Source organism: Membranihabitans marinus (assembly GCF_021729155.1).
Taxonomy (GTDB): domain Bacteria; phylum Bacteroidota; class Bacteroidia; order Chitinophagales; family Saprospiraceae; genus Membranihabitans; species Membranihabitans marinus.
Window position 1 is genome coordinate 13,416 of sequence record NZ_JAJQYA010000018.1, and the last position, 20,674, is coordinate 34,089.

A 20,674-nucleotide genomic window follows, 5' to 3' on the forward strand; every position below is an offset into this window, starting at 1 on the left:
ATTATAGTTTTAATATCGTAATGCAAATATAATATATAGGCAGTGCAAATATAATAGAATCCATTCTGTCGAGGATACCGCCGTGACCTGGAAAAAACCGGCCACTGTCCTTAATTTTGTTTTTGCGCTTGAGTTTGGATTCAAATAAATCCCCTAAGATACCAAATATAGAGACGAGTATACCCACTGAAAACCAAATGTTGGGGGTAGGAATATGTAGAATGAAGTCGGCTACCACCCATGCTACAATTCCTGAAAATACTACTCCAGTAATAGCGCCTTCCCATGTTTTACCGGGCGAAATCTTGGGAGCTAATTTGTTTTTACCATATAGTTTGCCCCCGATGTAGGCAAAGGTATCTCCACTCCATATAATGCTAAAGAGTAAGATAAGATACAGTGGTTTTATGGGTTGTCCCATTTGAAATAAAAAAGTATAGGCCGTCCACAAGTATAAAAATGCCCCTAAGACATAGGATTGTTTTTGTAATTTGGATTGATGTAGTAGCCCACAGAATAAATAAAATAAAATAGTGGCTATAAAACTTCCGTTTATCCATATCGGTCCTAAACCCTCTAATTCTGTAAAGAAGTTGAGATGGATAAAGCTGTAAATGGCAACCACAGTAATCATAATATTTGTGGTGTTTAAAGGTATGACTAACAATCGACTCCACTCAAAAAGTGCCACAGAGAAAAACAATAGGCATACCAAACCCCAATATGGTTGATGAAGATATAGACCTCCTAGCAATAGCAGGATGTATAAAGCGGCACCGGGAATTCTTAGTAATACGTCTTTCATCATTTCGTGCAAAAGTCATAATAATTAGTGAAAATATTCCATAGAATCTAAGAATAATTATGAAATTTGCAGTTTAGACTGAGTTCAATTCTGACATAGATTGTTGGTTATCGTAGTCATTATTAGATAAGTAGAAACCTACTCAGTCCAGTAAAACCATATAAAATGAAAACAAAATTAAGTGTAAATATCAATAAGGTGGCTTTAATTCGAAATGCAAGAGGGGAGGGGCGGCCTGATCTTTTGCAATTTGCTTTGGATTGTGAGACATTTGGTGCCGACGGAATCACCGTACATCCTCGTCCCGATGAACGCCATGTGAGATATGATGACATACCAGTGCTGAAATCAGCGGTAAAAACCGAGCTTAATATTGAGGGGAATCCCAATCAGCGTTTCTTAGATATGGTTTTGAAACATCGTCCCCATCAGTGTACGCTGGTGCCCGATGCAGCAGATGCCTTAACGAGTAATCAAGGATGGGATACCATTACATATGCTGGATTTTTAACCGATGTAATTACCGATCTCAAGAAGGCTGGAATAAGAGTGTCGATTTTTATCGATGACGATGCTGCAAAAATTGAAGGAGCGGCTAAAGTAGGAGCAGATCGAATAGAGTTTTACACCGGTCCCTATGCACAAAACTTTAAGAAAGATCGGTTTCAAGCGATATCTCCTTATGTACAAGCTGCTGAAGTAGTGAGATCTTTGGGCTTAGGTATGAATGCCGGTCACGATCTCGACCTCGAAAATCTATCTTTTTTGGTTCAGCAAATACCTGATATAGATGAAGTGTCCATTGGTCATGCTTTGATTTCAGATGCATTGTACTACGGTATTCACAACACCATTCAGATGTATCAAAATCAGTTGTAGAACAACTTTTTTTGTGAGTAAATAACCCCTCATTTGATTTATTTAATAATGAAGGATACATATCACCCCTCTTTTGAGAAGGACGATGATTGTGATTGCCCCATTCTCTTTATTGGTGTTTATCGGAAAATTTAGTATTCGATATAATCTTTCTGTTGCCATTCTATCTTGTTGACCATGAAGGCCGATCTAAAACCATGGTTTTTAAACAGTTTTATTTTACCATCGCTTAATGATTTTTCACCTTGCACATGGTGTTTGGTTTATACTTATATATATGAAAACCTCAATAGGTTGCATTCTGATCAAGGTCAGGTTTAGATACTGGAATTGATGTGAAAATTACCGTTGTTTACCTGTGGTTTGAAAAAAAAACAGAGAATTTATATGTTTTAAAATGGAAATTATTTGCATGAAATTGTAAATATGTCTATGTATTTTTTTGAATATGAAAATATAATTTCGAGAAAAATGACTAAAATCTAAATTTATTCATGTTTTTACCTTGTTATTTATGTTTAATTGGTGGTGTAATTTATATACATAATTATTTATTTTAAATGATTTTTGGTAATTTGTCAATACGTGTGGTTTTAAATTGTTTTTATCTTAAATTTTATAGATATTTTTTAATATGTTTGTTTAAAATGTTTGTTTATTGTTGAAAGTATAGATTGATTTTAATTTTATATAATTTTAATTTTTTACAATCAATTTTTATTTAGTTTGTAAGTTAATTTATTTCTTTTTAAGAAGCGTAAATGTAATCAAATTCGTTATATTTAGTATTTAGACTTAAGAATTGACAATTTAATTTTCTTGTTCTTAATCTGTGTTTAATATTGATATAATGTAGAAATCTTTAGTTGTCAATTCTATTTATTGTGAATTAGTTAAAATAGAATGATATGAAAAGATTTATATTCTTTATAGTACTGATGTTGTGTTGGTCCATAATATCATTTGCACAGAATTCAGTGAGCGGAACCGTAGTAGATGAAGAAGGGGATCCACTAATTGGAGCTAATGTTTTGGTGAAAGGAGGTTCTACTGGGAGTATTACAGATTTTGATGGAAAATATGTGGTTGAAATTCCTGAAGGTACGGAAGCTCTTATTTTTAGTTATACCGGATATGAGACTCAAGAGATAAGTATCGGTGGCAGAACGGTAATCGATGTCATCCTTGTTTCTGGTCAATTATTGCAAGAAATAGTTGTTACTTCATTGGGTGTGTCCAAGGAGAAAAAACAATTGGGATATGCAGTTTCTTCTGTGGACAATGAAAGTTTGAATCGTACCAGTGATGTTTCCCCTCTCGATGGATTAAAGGGGAAGGTGGCTGGATTAGAGATTTCACAGTCCAGTGGTCAGCCTGGAGCCTCGAGAAAGGTAAGGCTAAGAGGAGTAGGATCCATCAATGGATCGGCATCCCCATTGGTAGTAATCGATGGTGTACCTCAATTTGATAGTTTTACTGGCGCAACATCAAGTCTGGATCGCCAGACCGACTTTGGCAATGCCCTCAGTGATCTCAATGCCAATGATATAGCCAATGTCACTGTGCTCAAAGGCGCAGCGGCATCTGCATTGTACGGCAATCGAGCGGCATCTGGAGTGATTATGATTACTACGAAAAGCGGTGAGTACGGACCTCAAGGACTCAATGTGGAGTTCAGTACTGGTTTTACGACATCGGAAATAGCTCGTGTCCCTTTTACTCAAAGTGAATTTGGTAATGGATGGTCAGGAGTGCGAGATCTCAATGAAAATGGATCTTGGGGCCCTCGTCTCGACGGTGTAGAAAGAGTTTGGGGTAGGGTAGTCAATGATCAACAGAGGGTGAAAACCTATGTGGCCAGACATGAAGATTCCTACCGAGCAGCCTTCGATTTTGGGCAGGAGTATCAAAACTCCCTCGCTTTCTCAGGGGGCAATGATGTGAGTCGTTTTAGAGTGAGTTTTGCCAATGTCAACTCAGATGGTATTATACCGACGTCCAGCGATTATCTCAATAGAAATACATTGGCCTTTAATGGGGGATTGAAATTGGATAATTGGGAGATTTCAAGTTCCTTTAATTATATTAATAAAAATCAGCGATTAGTGCCAGGAGGACAGGGGGATAACGGTGGTTTTGGGTATGGTTATATCAATGAATTGCAACAGATTCCCGTTGATTTTTGGATCAATGATCTCGAAGATATAGACAATCCTTTCAATAATGCAGACAATTACTACACCTCTTTTGCCTCCAATCCATATCAAGTATTGAAGCAAAACAGAACTGCTTCGTTGCAGAATAGATTGTATGGAAATGTGTCGCTGAAATACAATATTATGGATAATCTGTCTTTGACCTCTAGGATCGGTGGCGATTATTCCAATAATGCCATAAGTGCCTACGGTGCTGTAGTTACCTATACCCCAGGCAGTCCCAATTATATTCTGGGAAGTGCGACCAATCCAGGTGCTGTTAACGAACAAAGCCTAAATAGAAGGCAGTGGAATATCGATATTTTTGCCAGTTACAACGAGGATCTACACGAGAAATTAAATATGAATCTAACCGCTGGTTGGAATGCCTGGGAATATTTTGCTAAAAGTGAATCTATAACTTCTAGAAATTTAACCTTACCTGGGTTTTACAATGTCAATAATACCCCGGATCCACCTTCTGTAGCAACAGCTACGTCAATGCAACGAAGTCATGGTTTGTATGGTCAGTTGGAATTTGCATGGGATTATTGGGTATATTTAACACTTTCTGGGCGGAATGATTTCTTTTCTACCATACCTTTAGAAAACAATAGTGGATTTTATCCATCGGCGAGTTTGAGTTTGGATTTAACCGATAAAGTTTTCTCCAATGTAGGTTTTGTCGATTTCTTGAAGCTGCGTGCAGGTTTTGCTCAAGTGGCTAGCGATGCAGCTCCTTACTTGACATCGGTCGGATATGCACCTGCAATAATTCGTTCTGGAGGATTTGGTTCATTGGAATTGCCCATTGGTGGAATTACCGGTTATGAAGTAGACGATGCTCTGGCAGACAATAATCTGATTCTTGAGGTAACGGATGAAATTGAATTCGGAATTGAGTCTACATTATTTGGCAACCGATTGCGATTGGATTTGACCTATTATGATAGAACAACGAATGATCAAATCGTTACCGCTGAAATACCTCCTTCTACGGGTTATACTGCACTGACTACGAATATCGGTTCCATTTCCAACAAAGGTTATGAGTTAAATGTGGGTATTACCCCTATCCGAAATGATAACTTTGAATGGAATATCAACTGGAATTTTACTCAGAATAAAAATAAAGTCATTGACCTTGGGGATGTAAATGAAGTGACCATCTTTGGATTTGCCGGGGGAATTGATATCAGGGCGGTGGAAGGATTGACGGCTTCTGAGTTTTATGGACCTTCCGTGAAGACCAATGCTGCGGGGCAGCTTATAGTCAATGCCAATACGGGTTTTGCAGTAGAAGGTGAGGATTTTGTCAGTTATGGTTCTGCATACCCCGATTTTATTATGGGACTGACAACTGGGCTGCGATTCAAAAACTTTAACCTCGATGCTACCTTGGATTATCGAAAAGGGGGGTTGATTTTTTCTGGTATGGCTGACATCAATTATTTTGTCGGCAATGCCCTAGAAACGGCTTATAACGATAGAAATCCATTTATTGTTCCCAACTCTGTAATAGACAATGGAGATGGAACTTATACACCGAATACTACACCTATAGCCTATAACGATATATGGTCTTATTGGAATGATTTTAGTGGCAATGATGCCTTTATTACCCGTAAGACGGTGGTGGATAGAACATATTTCAAATTGAGACAAGTGACTTTGTCATACACCTTACCCCCTACATTATTTAACGGTTTGATTGAGAGTGCAAAATTGGCTATTTACGGTAGGAATCTATTGTTGTGGACGCCTAAAGAGCAATACTTTATAGATCCTGAGATTTCTTCCTTTGGCACCGGTCAAGCCGGTGAATTTGGGGAATTGTACGGTACTCCAAGTACCAGAGATTACGGTGTGAAATTGAGTCTTACTTTTTAATTTAAAATTATAAAAGATGAAATTAATATATATAATATCAATGGTAATCTTGTCAACATGTCTTCTTTCATGTGATGATTGGTTGGACATAAACAATGATCCCGATAAGGCAGTGGATATTCCGGCTAGCTTAGCCATCCCCGCGATTGAGGGGCAGATTGCTGGTTCTCTTTCTGGAGAATACTCTATTTTTGGAGGGATTTGGTCTCAGCATTGGGCTCAGCACAATAACTCTTCTCAGTATAAGTCAGAAGATAGTTACAATATTACCAGTGCGGACTATAATAATGAATGGGATTTATTGTATTCAGACGCCTTGGTAGATGCCAAAATCGCAGCAGATAAAGCCAAAATAGAAGGCAATTGGAATGTCAATTTACAAGCTGTTGCACTCCAATCCTTCACTTTTCAAGTACTAGCTGACTTGTATGATATGGTTCCCTTTAGCCAATCTTTGTCTCCTGATGATTTTTCTCAGCCTACATTTGACAGTGGAGAAGCTGTATATGCAGGCTTGATTGCAAGATTGGATGAGGCTTTGGCTCAGGATTTTGATGCAGTAACCAATACTTTAAATCCCAATGATTTCTTATTTGGAGATGGAAGCTTGGCCAATCAAATTGGTCATTGGATTGCTTTTGCCAATACTTTAAAATTGAAACTGTATCTGCGACAGATGGAAGTTAATCCCTCTCTAGCCATGACTGGTATTTCGGCCATGATCAATGCGAATGTCCCATTTTTGACGACTGCTGATGCTGCCATTTCAGATTTTGAAGATGCAGATAGTAAGAGTTTTCCTTTGTATGAAAGCGATCGAAGGCAGTTGAATACTGGTAATAACCTAAGAGCATCTTATACTTTAGTACGATTTTTAGAAGAAAATGGAGATGTCAGAGCAAGTCATTTTTTCAATCCCGCTTCCGGTGGTAGTATTGTGGGCGTACTCAACGGCAGTTTTGATGTGCCTTCTGCGGATTTGGATCCTCTAAGTCATTCTCAGGTTAAATTGTCGCCCACGCAAAATTTTTATTTTTTCAGTGTTGAAGAAGTTCATTTTATGCTGGCAGAAGCCTATTTGAGGGTGATGAACAACGCAGCAGAGGCCAAGAAATACTACGATGCCGGAGTAATTGCGGCTTTTGATCGATATAGCGAAGATGGGTCGGCCTTGGTTGCTTCTGGTGGGGCCTATGAGTTTCCAGAAGGAGGGACTTTTGATGAGCAATTCAAAGCAATAATGATGCAAAAATGGGTGGCCTATGTGTATCGGGGATACGAGTCATTTTTTGAACAGAATAGGACAGGGTATCCAGAAGTGTCGACTATTACTAGTTATCCTTGCGATATTACCTACGGAGAGGCTATCTCTGGAACTACTTCTTGCGATACAAACTATAAAATCGGTGATTATATTATTTCATATGAAACCGTATTAAATCCGGGGCAATTGCCGAGAAGATTGGTTTTTCCCGATTCAGAACTCAATGTAAATCCCAATTCACCAGCTAAGGTTGCTGTAGATGTTCCCGTATGGTGGGATGTTAATTAACTAAAAATATAAACGATGAAATATATTACTTATATGATAATAATGTTGGGATTGGTCTTCTGGGGGTGTGAGGATGATGCATCACCTTCTTTTGTAACTACCTATCCTGTGATTTCTGTTTTGGGTGATGTTGTCTTACCTGTAGAGATGGGTACTGCTTTTGTGGATCCCGGTGCTGAGGCCATGGTGGGTGATATAGCTGTAGAAGTGGAGGTGATGTCAGATGTCAATACTTCAGAGCCTGGTTATTACAGTGTTACCTATTCATCGACCAATGAAGATGGATTTTCTCGATCTGAGTCTAGAATGGTTATTGTATATGAGGTGGGAGAGGTTGCTGGTTTGTATAGTGGTATACGCACAAATACTGGTACTGGAGGTCCCATTTTGATTTCTTCTCTCGGAGGCAATAGATATAGCGTCAGTGATGCGGCTGGAGGTTATTATGTATTTGCGCGTGGAGATGGGTTTGGAAATATTGCGCCCTTTACATTGACCTTGAACGATGACAATACTTTTGTAGCCGATCCAGCTTTTAACAATGGATTTGGATTGGCGGTAGAAGTCAGTAATGGTGTTCGATCGGCCGATGGACAGACCTGGAGCTGGGATTTACTTTTTCCAGCGGTTAATTTTGGCTTTAGTATAGTATTGACTAAAATATATTAAAATTGATAGAAGATGAAAATTGAATATTACCTATATATGACCTTGGTCGTTATGATGATGTTTTCCTGCGATTTAACCGATGAATTGGATCCCGGTGGAACAGCAGTTGAGAAATTAGCTGGAGATTGGTTTGTTAAAATCTATGAAAATGAAGTGGCAGATGGAAATCTCTTGTCCAATAGTTATTATACGGTGACCACTTATAATACATCGGCCAATATACCTACGGAGTTGTACTTGGATGACCATGAGACATGGCCGTATAAAGGTGTATTAAAAGTAAATGCAGCTGCGTTGACTTTTGATGCAGCAGCAGGCGGAGCCAATTTTTATAACGATACCATTTTTGCAGAGATTTTAGGTGGTCAGGTTTGGCTAGATGCCGTGCAACCTCCTAGTGGTACAACAACGGATTCGATTCAGATTCGGTTTAAATTTTCTGACTATGATAATGAAGTGATCTATTCGGGATATCGCAGGACGGGTTTTCTTGAAGATGAGCATTAGGTATAGGTGGTAAATATTTTGAGGTTAATGGACGGATTGTTTTCCTAGAAATGGTTATTTCTTTAATCCCAATTCATGTATTAATCCATGATTGCCCTGTAACTCGTAAGGTTTTTAGCCACTGGCTTCGGTGTGGTATTTTAATTTATTTTGAGTACGTAGAGACATGACTGAATGTAACTGAATGAAGTCACCATAGTGACCAAATACCCTCAATGGGTATTTGATGAAGGCACCAATGCCTCCGCGCATTGGGTGGGAGAGGAAAGTATCCAATCGACTAAATGTGACTGAATAAAGTGCATTATCGAACATAATACGAAGTATCATTGACCGTAAATCGGTCAATGGTGAGATAACCACAGCTACCATGCTGTGGGTGGGTGAGGAAAGGTCGCAAATCGACCTTTGATGAAGATGACCGAATGTAGTTGCTCTTTAGAGCAACTCGATGGACTAAATGTCCATCGGATGAGGGAACCGGAGCCACTGCGCTCCGGGTGGGTAGGCCACTGTGCCGAGGCGTGATTGCCCTGGAATTCCTAGTTAAGATACTACTACCAGTATAGCATTACGTCTTAATTCACAATATTTAAGCCATGACTGAATGAAGTAGTCTGAAAGACTACCAAATGCCCACTGAGGGCATTTGATGAAGGAACCGAAATCACTGTGTTTCGGGTGGGTTGGCCTTGCGTCTCCCAAAACCACCAATTTAAGACTTATTATTATGTTTTTGACATCAATAATTTAACTTACTATAATGATGCGTCGTCATGCCACAGGGGGCATGACTTCACTCATCTGGCTTACCCACCCAAAGCCAGTGGCTTTGGTGCCTTCGTCATTGGTAGATTGACTACCAATGGTCCTGCGGACCCTACTCAGTTAGATTTAATCCATCGGGTTGCTCAATAGAGCAACTACATTCGTATACCTCGGCACAGTGGCTCCGGTTCCCTCATCCAATCCATATTTAATGGATTGGGTACTTCGTACTGCATTCGGTCATATTTAGGACATCGGGTTGCCTTTTGGCAACTACATTCAGTCATTCGAAATCTTTTCCGTCATTATAAAATGTAATTCGTATAAATCATAGGGTTTCTCCCTATGCTATTTTATGTCGTCCTTTCAGGACTGCTTTTAGTTTTTTTGGCGTGATTGCTTTAAAATTCAGGTGGAAAATTCCATCGTGCCGAAGCATGATTTCCCTATAATTCGTCTATAATCTTCCCTAATTCATAGTTGTTTAAAAAAAATACTGGACCGTAATTTAAAGGACGGAATGGGCTTTTTATACAGTCTTAAGGGTGGATCCTAGCTATATAAATAGAATGGATACTGTATTTGGTTAACTATTTGATATGAGTTTTTAAGAAATATTGATAAAAACCAAAAATTATTGACTTTTTATAATGTGAAAAAAGTTTGTATTTATTTGTAATAATGTGGCGCATTTTTTTGACTTAATGTCAAATAATATATTTTTTATCATTTTAAGTTCGAAATTATATTCTTTAAGTTTTGCCATTTTGACTATGGAATTAAATTTATTAACGATTAATTAATAAATTATTAATAATGTCGTAATAATTGTGAAGTTATGGCAATAAATAATGGAAGTCTTTGTATTTCCTGTAAAATGCGTTAATATGATACTTAAAGGGATAATAATTGGTCATATTGATTTTATATTCTCGAAAATATTTCTATATCTTTACCTCCTGAAATTATTTTGACCTAATAAAGAAGCATTTATCATGTCAAAATCGTTTTGATTTATATTACTGACTTAAGGATTGATAATCGCGTATATTATTATCGCCATTTGTGTACAATGATGGTGTTATTCGCGTGTATGTGATTGTTTTTCCACTTTTAAAGATTGTTTAATAAAAAAGTAAGGCATGAAAAGATTTTTATTTTTTGTGGCTCTAGCATTGTGTTGGAGCATGACCTCATTTGCCCAAACTACTGTGACAGGAACAGTAGTAGATGAAGATGGGGATCCACTGATAGGCGCCAATGTTCTTGTAAGGGGAGCGTCCATTGGTAACATTACCGACTTCGATGGTAAGTATTCCATCGAAGTACCCGCAGGTGCAGAAGAATTGCTATTTAGTTACACTGGTTTTGAATCTCAGGATATTCCAATTAATGGACGCACTATGATAGACGTAGTCTTAGTGTCTGGTCAACTCTTGGAAGAGATAGTGGTAACTTCTACTGGTTTGGAACGAAACTCGCGTAGCGTGGTTTATGCCAACCAGACGGTTAAAGCAGAGGATTTGATGTCCTCCCCCAACAAGAATGCACTAGAAGCCCTTCGAGGAAAAACTGCAGGGGTCAAAATTAACACTGGTTCTGGTTCTGTAGGTGCATCCAGCCGAATTGTAATAAGAGGGGAGAGTTCCTTGACAGGAAACAACAATGCCCTTATTGTGATCGACGGTATACCTATTGATAACTCGACCAGTAGAGGAGGAGATGGGACCTCTAGTAATGGATATGCCGATTACGGTAATCGATTTAATGATTTAAATCCCGAAGACATTGAATCCATCACAGTATTAAAAGGACCTTCTGCAACTTCTCTCTATGGATCGAGAGGTGCTTCTGGTGTTTTAGTAGTAACGACAAAGAAAGGTGGAAATGGAAAAGACGGAAAAGTGGAGGTAGGAGTGAATTCTTCCTATTCGATTCAAGAAGCTTATGTGTTGTTGCAAAGACAAGATCAGTTTGGTCAAGGGTATGATAATGCTCACTTCGATACTGGAGAGAACTAGTCTTGGGGCCCTAGGTTTGATGGAGTAGAAAGACCGTGGACCAGTCCGATTGATGCCGATGGCGACGGTGCTTTGGAAGCATTGGTAAGACCCTATAGCGCGGTTCCCAATCAAATCCAAGACTTCTTTAGACAGGGAAGTAATCTAAACAATAGTGTATATCTATCTGGTGCCAAAGGAGGATTTACATATTACGCGTCCTACTCCAATGTGGCTCAAGAAGGTACAATGGATAATACGAGTTATGATCGAAACAATTTTAATCTAAAGGCCAGTGCAAAATTGACCGATCGACTGTCTACAGATTTTGGAGTAAATTACTCAATATTAGAATTGAATACAGCTACTGAGGGCTACCGACCTTTTGAAGGTTTGAATGCTTATGCAAATGCCATTCAGGCTCCGGTTAATATTCCCTATAGTGAAATTAGAGATTATACCAGCCCTTTCCATGATTTAAATGGTTTTTACGGAAGTTATTCTATTAATCCGTATTACATCTTAAATGAATATAAATCAGAGGGTAAATTTAATAACCTATTGGCCAATGCCAGTGTGAAATATAATATCCTAGAAGGCTTGGATTTGGTAGGTAGAATTGGTCTAAACTCTGTTAGTAGAAATGTAAATGAATCAATTCCTAGATACGCCTATGCAGATCAATTGGTTTGGGGTGATGATTTTGAATTGGTTTCCAGAGGTGGTCGTCACAATTCACCGGGAGAATATTCAAACTTAGAAGGTTCTAATTTGAATATTGATGGCTCTGCCTTATTAAATTATGCTAGAAATTTAACCTCTAATGGTCGATGGACTATGGACGCAACTGTGGGGTACAATATTTTTAATCGAACCACAAGATTTGTGGAGGGAGAGACCGTTGGTGGACTTGTTGTTCCTGGTTGGTATCACCTCAGCAATAGCGTGCAATTGGCCAAGTCGACTGAAGAGAGTACAAGATATCGTTTATATGGCTTTTATGGTAACTTGTCCATAGGGTTTGACAACGCTGTGTTCTTGGAATATTCAGCTAGAAATGATAAATCTTCTACTTTGCCCGTGGACAATAATTCATTCTTCTACCAAGCTATTGGGGGTTCTATTGTAATGACGGATTTGTTGAATATGCAACCCAATAAATTTTTAGATTTTCTAAAGTTGAGAGCAAGTATAGGTACGACAGGTAAAGATGCTGGTTTGTATTTGTTGGAGTCTACATTTTTAGGAAATTCAACCTTGCAGGCTCTTAATTCTGGTCATTCATTAACCTTTCCGTTGAATGGTCAATCTGGATTTACGGTGTCTGATGTGATCGGAAATCCCGGTCTTAAGCCTGAGTTAACTACCACCTATGAATTTGGTGCAGATATCGGATTCTTTGATAGTCGATTTAATGTAGAGTATACTTATTACAGTTCCGATCATACCGATCAAATAGTAGAAATTAGTTTACCGTCTTCTTCTGGATTTACCTCTACTACTGGCAATATTGGAAAAATGACCAATAAGGGACATGAATTGTCTTTAAATATCAAGCCGATAGACGGAATGGTTAAAGACTTGTACTGGGATGTGAATTTGATATATTCAAAAAATACCAACGAAGTAGTAAAAATTTCTGAGGATACAGATGAATTGACAGTAGGAGGTCCTTATACCAATGCTGCGGTTTCTATTGTTGCCAAAGAAGGATATCCATTTGGAACTTTTAAAAGTACTACCGTTGCTACCACAGATGATGGCCGAACTATAGTAGGGGCAGATGGATTGCCTACCTTGACTTCTGATGAGTATTATTTCGATGCATATCAGCCCGACTGGACGGCAAGTGCAAGTACTAGTCTTAGCTACAAAGGTATAGGATTTAATATTTTATTTGATTATCGAAAAGGGGGCTCATTTCTTTCGACAACCAAAGATCAATTGGAATTCAACGGTACAGCTACTACTACATTGTTGAACGACAGAGAGCCTTTTGTATTCCCTAATAGTGTATTTGAAAATGAGGATGGAACCTATTCACCCAATGAGGTAGAGGTAACGGCTCAAGATATATATGCAATATCGGGTACTACCTTTGGTGGAAATAGTTTGTTGGTCGATGCTACTTATTTGAAATTGAGAGAGATTGGATTGAGTTATTCTTTACCTAAAAAGTTGTTGGCCAACTCTCCGTTGACTCATGCCAAAGTAAGCTTGTTTGTTCATAACTTAAAATTTTGGCTGCCATCAGAAAACACCTATGCTGATCCTGAAATCAATGGACCAGGATTGAGTGGTAATGCTGCCGGTGTGGAGACTACTCAGATCCCGCCTTCTAAAAGCTATGGCATCAATTTAGCATTGAAATTTTAAAATAGTAAAAAAGATAAAATATGAAATTATTATATAAATTCGGCATACTCTGTCTAGGCTTGTTGGCCTTTGCTTGTTCCGAAAGTTTAGAAGAATTAAATGTAGATCCAGACAGATCTCCTACCGCAAGACCTCAAGAAGTATTGACTTCTGCACAGGGTTATTTGTCATGGGTATTGGAATCACAGTATAATGAAAGGGCTTTCCTTTGGGCACAGTATTGGACTTGGGGTCCAGGAGTAGCCATCGGAGATGATGAGCGATATATTATGAATGGTGTATCTGCTAACAATGCTTGGGATAGAACTTATGCCAACGCCTTGACTGATCTTCAATTTCTAACCCGATCTGAGGAGCCGGTTTTTGTTGGAGTGGGTAAGATTCTTCAAGCTTATACCTATCAGGGATTGGTCGATCACTTTGGAGATGTTCCTTTTTCTGAAGCAATACTCGGGGAGATTGAGGATGGTTCGATAATTGCACCTAAGTATGATGACGCCGCTACTATCTATGCGGCTTTGATTCCAATGATTGATGAAGGTTTGGCAGAATTGGCAAAAGCTTCTAGTGGTGATATGGGAAGCGAAGATTTGATTTATGGTGGAGATATAGCTAAATGGAAAAAATTTGCTAATTCATTGAAATTGAGGATTCTCATGAGACAGTCGGTGACTGGAAATACAGCAGAAATTAGTTCAGCAGTCAAAGCATTAATCGATGAAGGGGATTTGATTTCTTCTGAAGCGGAGGCTCCATTTATGGACTTTTTAGGTCAATCCGGTGACGAGAATCCAATGTATGCCAATATGGAATCAGGAATAGGCAATTTCTATATCGCCAGTAATTCATCTTTGAATGTACTTGATTCTTTGGCTGATCCTAGATTGCCATTGTTGTATGCTGAGGCTGTAAATCACGAAGGTGAAATAATAGGAATTGATCAAGGATCCGTTGACAACGAACCTTTCACCAGTTCTAAAGATGATTATAGTCAAGGTACTAGTATTACATACGACAGTGATAATCCTGCGATATTTATGAGTCATTGGGAAGTTTGGTTCTTGAGAGCAGAAGCGGCTATTCGATTTGGTACCGCTGATGTCGCGGAAACAGCTCTTTTAAATGCAATTTCTGAACACTTTACTTACTTGGGTTTAACGTCAGATGATGCACAAGCTTATATGGCAAGTCTGGACTTCGACGCCGCTGCCAGTACAAATGAGCAAATTGAAATTCTCGCTATCCAAAAATGGATATCTATGAATGGTTTGCAGGAATCAGAAGGGTGGTTAGAGTCATTGAGATTTGATACTCCAGATAATCCTATTTTTACTTCCATTGAAACAGGTATATATAGAACACCATTGGAGTCGGTATTGAATGAAGGTGTGCATCCTTCGTCTTGGGTATATCCAGCTAAGGAGCAAAGTTTGAATAGAAATGCACCTGCCCAAAAAGATATTAGAGATAAAGTGTTCTGGGATAATTAAGAATTAAAAACATAAAAGATGAAACAAATAAAAATAATAGCATTATTGTGTTTGGCAATAGGATTTTTCTCTTGTGAGGAAGAGTCAGATATTGTTGAATCAAAAATAACCTACCTTCCCAAGTTTGAAGCAGCTGGAGAGGATTATATTGAATTGACCTGCGTGGAAGATTTTGTTGATCCCGGAACCATCGCCATTGAAGGAGGGACAGAAATCGATGTAAATACTGTAGTAAAAGGTAAGTATTTTGGAGCTTCTTCAGTTTCCACTCCGGATGAGTATGTGATTAGCTATAGTGCAGTGAATGTCGATGGCATTCCCGGGGCATATATGAGAGAGGTATTCAAAAAACCATGTGATGGTGATTTGGTGACCAATATTTCTGGTATCTATTCTTCAACCGTTACTAGGATTACTGGGGCAGTTCAAGCTGATCTCAATAATGTATATATCGTCCAATTGTCAGACAATACCTATGGATTGTCACATGGTATCGGTGGTTATTATGATTTGGGACTTGAGTATGGACCAGATTATGCGTCTTTAGGCGCGGTGATTACCGCCAATGATATAGGTTCCAATGATTTTACAGTGTCAGATGCTACCTTCCCAGTTTGGGGAAATGTAGTTCAAATTACCAATTTTAAAGTAGATGCTTCTACAGGCACGATTACCTATCACGGATCAGGGAATTTTGGAAATGGTGAATTTGATGTGGTATTGAAGAAGAAGTAATCAGGTATAATGCATAAATTGGTTTTTATAGCCTCATAGCAGTTGTAAAAATCAAATAATGAATTTACTTGCCTAATTTTTTATGGCGATTGTTTGCACTTGGCGAACAATCGCTTTTTTATTTTCTACTAACTATTTACTGCGAAATCTGTATAAAATGGTTAAAATATCAAAAATTACAATTATATTTAGTTCAATTCAGTTTTATATCCACTAGTGCGTGGCAACCTAAATATAGGGATGGGGTGTTCGATAAAGCCCGGAAACAAAATTATGGAAAGGAATGATTGCAGGGGAAATATGGGAGTGTAAATGGATAGTAAAATAATTAGGTTTTTAGATTATATAAAATATGAAAAAAGGTACTCGGACAATACCATAGTGGCCTACCGCAAGGATTTGAATCAATTCAAATCTTTTTTGGACGAGACTTTTGGAGAAATGGATTGGGCTGAGGTTAGTCATCTTAATGTCCGTAGCTGGGTTTTTCACCTCTCAGAATTATCAAGTGACAAACGAACCATTAACCGAAAAATATCTAGTCTGAGATCATTCTACAAATACCTGTTCAATAATCAAATAGTGAGTAGTCATCCACTGCAACACATCCAAAGTGTAAAAGTGGGAAAATCCCTGCCTGTAGTTGTGCCTACAGAGGCCATCGATAAATATATAAATGCACCGAGTGAAAGCTGGCAGGATCTCAGAGATCAAATGCTAATTCAGGTATTATATGAGACGGGAATGCGACGTGCAGAGGTAATGAAATTGACTTTTGATGACATTCGTTGGGATCGTCAACAGATAAGAGTACTAGGTAAGGGTAATAAATGGCGGATCATTCCCTTGAGAGTTGACTTGGTTGATAAGTTGACTAAGTATCGAGAAGAAATTCAAGCGCAATTTGATGATCTGACACCTTATATAATAGTGCGGGACAATGGTAAGCCTGCCTATCCCAAATGGATATATAATAAGGTGAAACAAATAATAGATGTCATAGCGACGACTGAAAAATCCAGTCCTCATATATTGAGGCATTCTATCGCCACACATCTTCTAGACAATGGAGCTGATGTGAGGATAATAAAGGAGTTTTTGGGACATAGCAGTATGGCTAGTACAGAAATATATACACATAATTCGATAGAGAAGCTCAAGGCGGCCTACAAGTCCTCCTTGCCCAATCTCGATCGGATCATTCTTTAACACTATAAAAAATGTTATTATGAAAGTAAGAGTAGAATCTATCCACTTTAATGCCGACAGGATCTTAGTAGATTTTATAGAGAAGAAATTGAGTAAGTTGGAACAATTTTATGACCAGATTATAGATGTGAGTGTCATTTTAAAATTGGAAAATTCTGGTCAAATCAAGGATAAAATATTAGAAGCTAAAATACATGTCCCTGGAGATACTATTTTCGCAAAAGAAACAGACAAAACCTTTGAATCGGCCACGGATAAAGCAGTTGATGTATTAAAAAGGCAGATAATCAAGTATAAAGAGCTGCAAAGAACATATTAATTATAAAAAAAAATAAAAAAAGCCACCCTGTATTTCGAAGTATAGGGTGGCTTTGTATTTTTTAAGTGGTTTTATAAGTAATTGAATAGTAATAGGGTATGAGAAATTTGAGAAATATTTTGCAAAATTTTAAAAGATGTTTTTGAGGTTTTTAAAATTGTTGTACTTTCGCAAAAGTAAAGAAGTTGAAAAAAATATATTTTTCCATTTGTAAATATAATTTTTAATATTATCTTTGCAATCGCTTTAAGAGAAAGCGGGTTAATTTGAAATTTTTTTATAATATCTAACACTATCACCTTATTCTCTTCTTGGATGAGTTTGCTGGATAATGCGTTTGAATTTATTTACTTGTAAGTGGATTTAAATGGTGTTGTTTTCTAGGAGAAGTTGTTGAGCGCATCTGTTTTTCAGGTGTGAAATTTTTGGTGTTTGTTTTTATGGTGCGACGAATTATTTGAATGTGATATTGGCATTTGTTTGTTGATTGAAGTATTTAATGAGATAATATTGTTAGCCGGCATAGCTCAGTTGGCCAGAGCAGCTGATTTGTAATCAGCGGGTCGGGGGTTCGAATCCCTCTGCCGGCTCAATGTATTGCAATTGTAAAAACACAGTCTTTTGATTCTGCCTTTGGGTATTGAGAGAGATTGAACCAAAGTTTGACTATTTCTTTTTTAGAATTGAGTTATATGGGTATATTGAGCAGAGAAAGGATAGATATGATAACGATGTCTTAAAAGTTGTGGAAGAATGGGGGCGCGCCGGAGTTGGAGAGCCGGGCCAGACTGTAAATCTGGTGACTCCGTCTGAATAGGTTCGAATCCTATCGCCCCCACTATATAGGCATCGTATATCATAATACGAAGATTAGGATATAATTAGCGGGAGTAGCTCAGTTGGTAGAGCATCAGCCTTCCAAGCTGAGGGTCGCGGGTTCGAGCCTCGTCTCCCGCTCTTTCTTTTTCTTCTTGCCAATGTAGCTCAGGGGTAGAGCACTTCCATGGTAAGGAAGGGGTCGGGGGTTCAATTCCCTTCATTGGCTCCAAGATAGTGGATGATACTTTAATCAATTAATTGTTGATACATAAAAAACAAATGTAATGGCAAAACAGAATTTTGAACGGAATAAGCCGCACTTAAACATTGGTACTATTGGTCACGTGGATCATGGTAAAACGACATTGACAGCAGCGATCACAGTTGTATTATCTGGTGATGGTCTTGCAGAGAAAATGAATTATGATGCTATCGATGCTGCTCCAGAGGAGAAAGAGCGTGGTATCACAATTAATACTGCACACGTGGAGTATGAAACTGTTAACAGACACTATGCACACGTAGATTGTCCAGGTCACGCCGATTATGTGAAAAACATGGTTACTGGTGCTGCTCAAATGGACGGAGCTATCTTGGTTGTAGCTGCTACTGATGGTCCTATGCCACAAACTAGAGAGCACATCTTGTTGGCTCGTCAGGTTGGTGTTCCTAAGATCGTTGTATTCATGAATAAAGTGGATTTAGTAGACGATGCAGAGATGTTGGAGTTGGTAGAGATGGAAGTTAGAGAACTTTTAGATCAATATGAATTTGACGGTGACAACGCAAGTGTTATCCAAGGTTCAGCGTTGAAAGCGTTGGAAGGAGAAGCTGGTGCTGTTCAAGCAATCAAAGATTTGATGGCTGCAGTAGATGCTGACATTCCTGAGCCTACTCGATTGGTAGATCAGCCTTTCTTGATGCCAGTAGAGGACGTATTCTCTATCACTGGTAGAGGAACTGTTGCTACAGGTAGAATCGAAAGAGGTGTTATCAATGTAGGTGATGGTGTTGAGATCGTAGGTATGCAGGAAGATGGTGTTAAGCCTGGAACTTCAACTGTAACTGGAGTTGAGATGTTTAGAAAAATCTTGAACAGAGGAGAAGCTGGTGATAATGCAGGTCTTTTGTTGAGAGGTATCAATAAAGAAGATATTCAGAGAGGACAGGTAATCTGTGCTCCTGGAACAGTAAAACCGCATAAACACTTCAAATGTGAAGTATATGTATTGAGTAAAGATGAGGGTGGACGTCATAAGCCATTCTTCAACGGTTACCGACCTCAGTTCTACTTTAGAACGACTGACGTAACTGGAGATATTTCTTTGCCTGATGGAGTAGAAATGGTAATGCCTGGTGACAACGTAACTTTGGAAGTTAAATTGATCAACACTATTGCCATGGACAAAGGATTGCGTTTTGCGATCAGAGAAGGTGGTAGAACCATTGGTGCTGGTCAGGTTACAGAGATTTTGGACTAGTTTATAATAGTAAACGAAATATATGTAATGTAAGTGATTAAGTGGCAATTGTTTGGTGCTTAATCATTTACATTATTTTATATAATACAGGAGAGTGGCTCAATTGGTAGAGCAGCGGTCTCCAAAACCGCAGGTTGCAGGTTCGAGTCCTGTCTCTCCTGCTTTTTTTAAACTATATTCATCAGCACTTTTATTAATTTAGATTATAGCAAATGAGTAAAATAGCAGATAGTTTTCGAGAAAGTTACCAAGAGTTAACACAAAAGGTGACTTGGCCTTCATGGCAGATGTTGATTAGTAGTACTATTTTGGTATTGATCGCAAGTATAATATTTGCTCTAATTGTATTTTTATTAGACACGGTGTCTAAGCAGGTTTTGGATCTGATCTACAGTCTATAAACCGATAAAAACTTTAGTAAAATGGCTGAAAAAAGGTGGTATTCTCTTCGTGTCATAAGCGGTAAAGAAAAAAAGATCAAGGAAAGAATTGATCTGGAAATGCAGCGTTCAAAATGGACTGATATAGTGACACAAGTGGTAGTACCTACAGAGAAAGTGTATAAAATCAGAGGAGGCAAAAAAGTAATCACGGAGAGAAATATCCTTCCTGGTTACTTGTTAGTTGAGGCCGATCCTGAAAACTTTAGTGGAGAGATCATTCAATCCATTTCAGGCATGACAAATGTCATCCATTTTTTGGGAGGAACTAATCCCATTCCTATGCGTCAATCTGAAGCCAATAGGATGCTAGGAAAAGTTGATGAATCGAATATTTCTCAAGAGGTTATGATAGAACCATTCCTAGAAGGAGAAACTGTGAAAATAGTTGATGGTCCTTTTAACGAATTTGTAGGGGATGTAATCGAAGTAAACGAAGAGAAACGAAAAGTAAAAGTAGTTGTGAAGATTTTTGGTCGAGGAACTGAAGTTGAATTAAACTTTGTACAGGTCGAAAAACAACAATAGCATAATTTTTAA

At 38.2% G+C, this 20,674-nt stretch carries 15 protein-coding genes and 5 tRNA genes; 19 read left to right on the plus strand and 1 reads right to left on the minus strand.

Going from position 1 to position 20,674, the window contains the following annotated elements:
• Nucleotide 1 precedes the first annotated feature (1 nt).
• Nucleotides 2–808, minus strand: a complete 807-nt coding sequence (locus LVD51_RS12145; RefSeq protein ID WP_236971651.1) for a phosphatidate cytidylyltransferase — start codon at nt 806–808, stop codon at nt 2–4.
• 162 nt (nt 809–970) lie between these two features.
• Here LVD51_RS12145 and LVD51_RS12150 point away from each other — a divergent pair, with 162 nt between their 5' ends.
• From LVD51_RS12150 to nusG, 19 genes are all read left to right on the plus strand, one after another.
• Nucleotides 971–1,684, plus strand: coding sequence for a pyridoxine 5'-phosphate synthase (locus LVD51_RS12150; protein WP_236971652.1), 714 nt, complete (start codon nt 971–973; stop codon nt 1,682–1,684).
• Between the two features lie 908 nt (nt 1,685–2,592).
• Nucleotides 2,593–5,769, plus strand: a complete 3,177-nt coding sequence (locus LVD51_RS12155; RefSeq protein WP_236971653.1) for a SusC/RagA family TonB-linked outer membrane protein — start codon at nt 2,593–2,595, stop codon at nt 5,767–5,769.
• 16 nt (nt 5,770–5,785) lie between these two features.
• A complete protein-coding gene (locus LVD51_RS12160) occupies nt 5,786–7,321 on the plus strand; it encodes a SusD/RagB family nutrient-binding outer membrane lipoprotein (RefSeq protein ID WP_236971654.1) in 1,536 nt (511 codons plus the stop codon).
• A gap of 15 nt (nt 7,322–7,336) precedes the next feature.
• A complete protein-coding gene (locus LVD51_RS12165) occupies nt 7,337–7,990 on the plus strand; it encodes an immunoglobulin-like domain-containing protein (protein ID WP_236971655.1) in 654 nt (217 codons plus the stop codon).
• Nucleotides 7,991–8,002: 12 nt separating this feature from the next.
• Nucleotides 8,003–8,497, plus strand: coding sequence for a lipid-binding protein (locus tag LVD51_RS12170; protein ID WP_236971656.1), 495 nt, complete (start codon nt 8,003–8,005; stop codon nt 8,495–8,497).
• A gap of 1,910 nt (nt 8,498–10,407) precedes the next feature.
• The gene (locus LVD51_RS12175; RefSeq protein WP_236971657.1) at nt 10,408–11,286 is read left to right on the plus strand and encodes a TonB-dependent receptor plug domain-containing protein; all 879 of its coding nucleotides are present in this window, start codon (nt 10,408–10,410) and stop codon (nt 11,284–11,286) included.
• A gap of 72 nt (nt 11,287–11,358) precedes the next feature.
• The gene (locus LVD51_RS12180) at nt 11,359–13,641 is read left to right on the plus strand and encodes a TonB-dependent receptor domain-containing protein (RefSeq protein ID WP_236971658.1); all 2,283 of its coding nucleotides are present in this window, start codon (nt 11,359–11,361) and stop codon (nt 13,639–13,641) included.
• A 20-nt stretch (nt 13,642–13,661) separates the two neighbouring features.
• Nucleotides 13,662–15,131 carry a SusD/RagB family nutrient-binding outer membrane lipoprotein gene (locus LVD51_RS12185; protein ID WP_236971659.1) on the plus strand — a complete coding sequence of 490 codons (1,470 nt, stop codon included), beginning with the start codon at nt 13,662–13,664 and terminating at the stop codon, nt 15,129–15,131.
• Between the two features lie 18 nt (nt 15,132–15,149).
• Complete coding sequence (locus LVD51_RS12190; RefSeq protein ID WP_236971660.1) at nt 15,150–15,866, plus strand: BT_2262 family domain-containing protein; 717 nt, start codon at nt 15,150–15,152, stop codon at nt 15,864–15,866.
• Between the two features lie 312 nt (nt 15,867–16,178).
• Nucleotides 16,179–17,075 (plus strand): tyrosine-type recombinase/integrase, encoded by an 897-nt coding sequence (locus tag LVD51_RS12195; RefSeq protein ID WP_236971661.1) that lies wholly within the window; start codon nt 16,179–16,181, stop codon nt 17,073–17,075.
• 19 nt (nt 17,076–17,094) lie between these two features.
• A complete protein-coding gene (gene hpf, locus LVD51_RS12200; RefSeq protein ID WP_236971662.1) occupies nt 17,095–17,394 on the plus strand; it encodes a ribosome hibernation-promoting factor, HPF/YfiA family in 300 nt (99 codons plus the stop codon).
• A gap of 516 nt (nt 17,395–17,910) precedes the next feature.
• A tRNA-Thr gene (locus LVD51_RS12205) sits at nt 17,911–17,984 on the plus strand.
• Between the two features lie 165 nt (nt 17,985–18,149).
• Nucleotides 18,150–18,232, plus strand: a tRNA-Tyr gene (locus LVD51_RS12210).
• Between the two features lie 46 nt (nt 18,233–18,278).
• Nucleotides 18,279–18,351: transfer RNA gene (locus LVD51_RS12215), tRNA-Gly, on the plus strand.
• Nucleotides 18,352–18,367: 16 nt separating this feature from the next.
• Nucleotides 18,368–18,442 (plus strand) — tRNA-Thr (locus LVD51_RS12220).
• Between the two features lie 55 nt (nt 18,443–18,497).
• Nucleotides 18,498–19,694: an elongation factor Tu gene (gene tuf / locus LVD51_RS12225; protein ID WP_236971663.1), complete on the plus strand. Its 1,197-nt coding sequence runs from the start codon at nt 18,498–18,500 to the stop codon at nt 19,692–19,694.
• Between the two features lie 88 nt (nt 19,695–19,782).
• Nucleotides 19,783–19,855 (plus strand) — tRNA-Trp (locus LVD51_RS12230).
• Between the two features lie 51 nt (nt 19,856–19,906).
• Nucleotides 19,907–20,095: a preprotein translocase subunit SecE gene (gene secE, locus LVD51_RS12235; protein WP_236971664.1), complete on the plus strand. Its 189-nt coding sequence runs from the start codon at nt 19,907–19,909 to the stop codon at nt 20,093–20,095.
• A 21-nt stretch (nt 20,096–20,116) separates the two neighbouring features.
• Nucleotides 20,117–20,662 (plus strand): transcription termination/antitermination protein NusG, encoded by a 546-nt coding sequence (nusG, locus tag LVD51_RS12240; RefSeq protein WP_236971665.1) that lies wholly within the window; start codon nt 20,117–20,119, stop codon nt 20,660–20,662.
• Nucleotides 20,663–20,674 lie beyond the last annotated feature (12 nt).

Bases quoted from the DNA above. Each gene is read 5' to 3' on its own strand.
- LVD51_RS12145 (WP_236971651.1), bottom strand. From the start codon at position 808: ATGATGAAAGACGTATTACTAAGAATTCCCGGTGCCGCTTTATACATC.
- LVD51_RS12150 (WP_236971652.1), top strand. From the start codon at position 971: ATGAAAACAAAATTAAGTGTAAATATCAATAAGGTGGCTTTAATTCGA.
- LVD51_RS12155 (WP_236971653.1), top strand. From the start codon at position 2,593: ATGAAAAGATTTATATTCTTTATAGTACTGATGTTGTGTTGGTCCATA.
- LVD51_RS12160 (WP_236971654.1), top strand. From the start codon at position 5,786: ATGAAATTAATATATATAATATCAATGGTAATCTTGTCAACATGTCTT.
- LVD51_RS12165 (WP_236971655.1), top strand. From the start codon at position 7,337: ATGAAATATATTACTTATATGATAATAATGTTGGGATTGGTCTTCTGG.
- LVD51_RS12170 (WP_236971656.1), top strand. From the start codon at position 8,003: ATGAAAATTGAATATTACCTATATATGACCTTGGTCGTTATGATGATG.
- LVD51_RS12175 (WP_236971657.1), top strand. From the start codon at position 10,408: ATGAAAAGATTTTTATTTTTTGTGGCTCTAGCATTGTGTTGGAGCATG.
- LVD51_RS12185 (WP_236971659.1), top strand. From the start codon at position 13,662: ATGAAATTATTATATAAATTCGGCATACTCTGTCTAGGCTTGTTGGCC.
- LVD51_RS12190 (WP_236971660.1), top strand. From the start codon at position 15,150: ATGAAACAAATAAAAATAATAGCATTATTGTGTTTGGCAATAGGATTT.
- LVD51_RS12195 (WP_236971661.1), top strand. From the start codon at position 16,179: ATGGATAGTAAAATAATTAGGTTTTTAGATTATATAAAATATGAAAAA.
- hpf (WP_236971662.1), top strand. From the start codon at position 17,095: ATGAAAGTAAGAGTAGAATCTATCCACTTTAATGCCGACAGGATCTTA.
- tuf (WP_236971663.1), top strand. From the start codon at position 18,498: ATGGCAAAACAGAATTTTGAACGGAATAAGCCGCACTTAAACATTGGT.
- secE (WP_236971664.1), top strand. From the start codon at position 19,907: ATGAGTAAAATAGCAGATAGTTTTCGAGAAAGTTACCAAGAGTTAACA.
- nusG (WP_236971665.1), top strand. From the start codon at position 20,117: ATGGCTGAAAAAAGGTGGTATTCTCTTCGTGTCATAAGCGGTAAAGAA.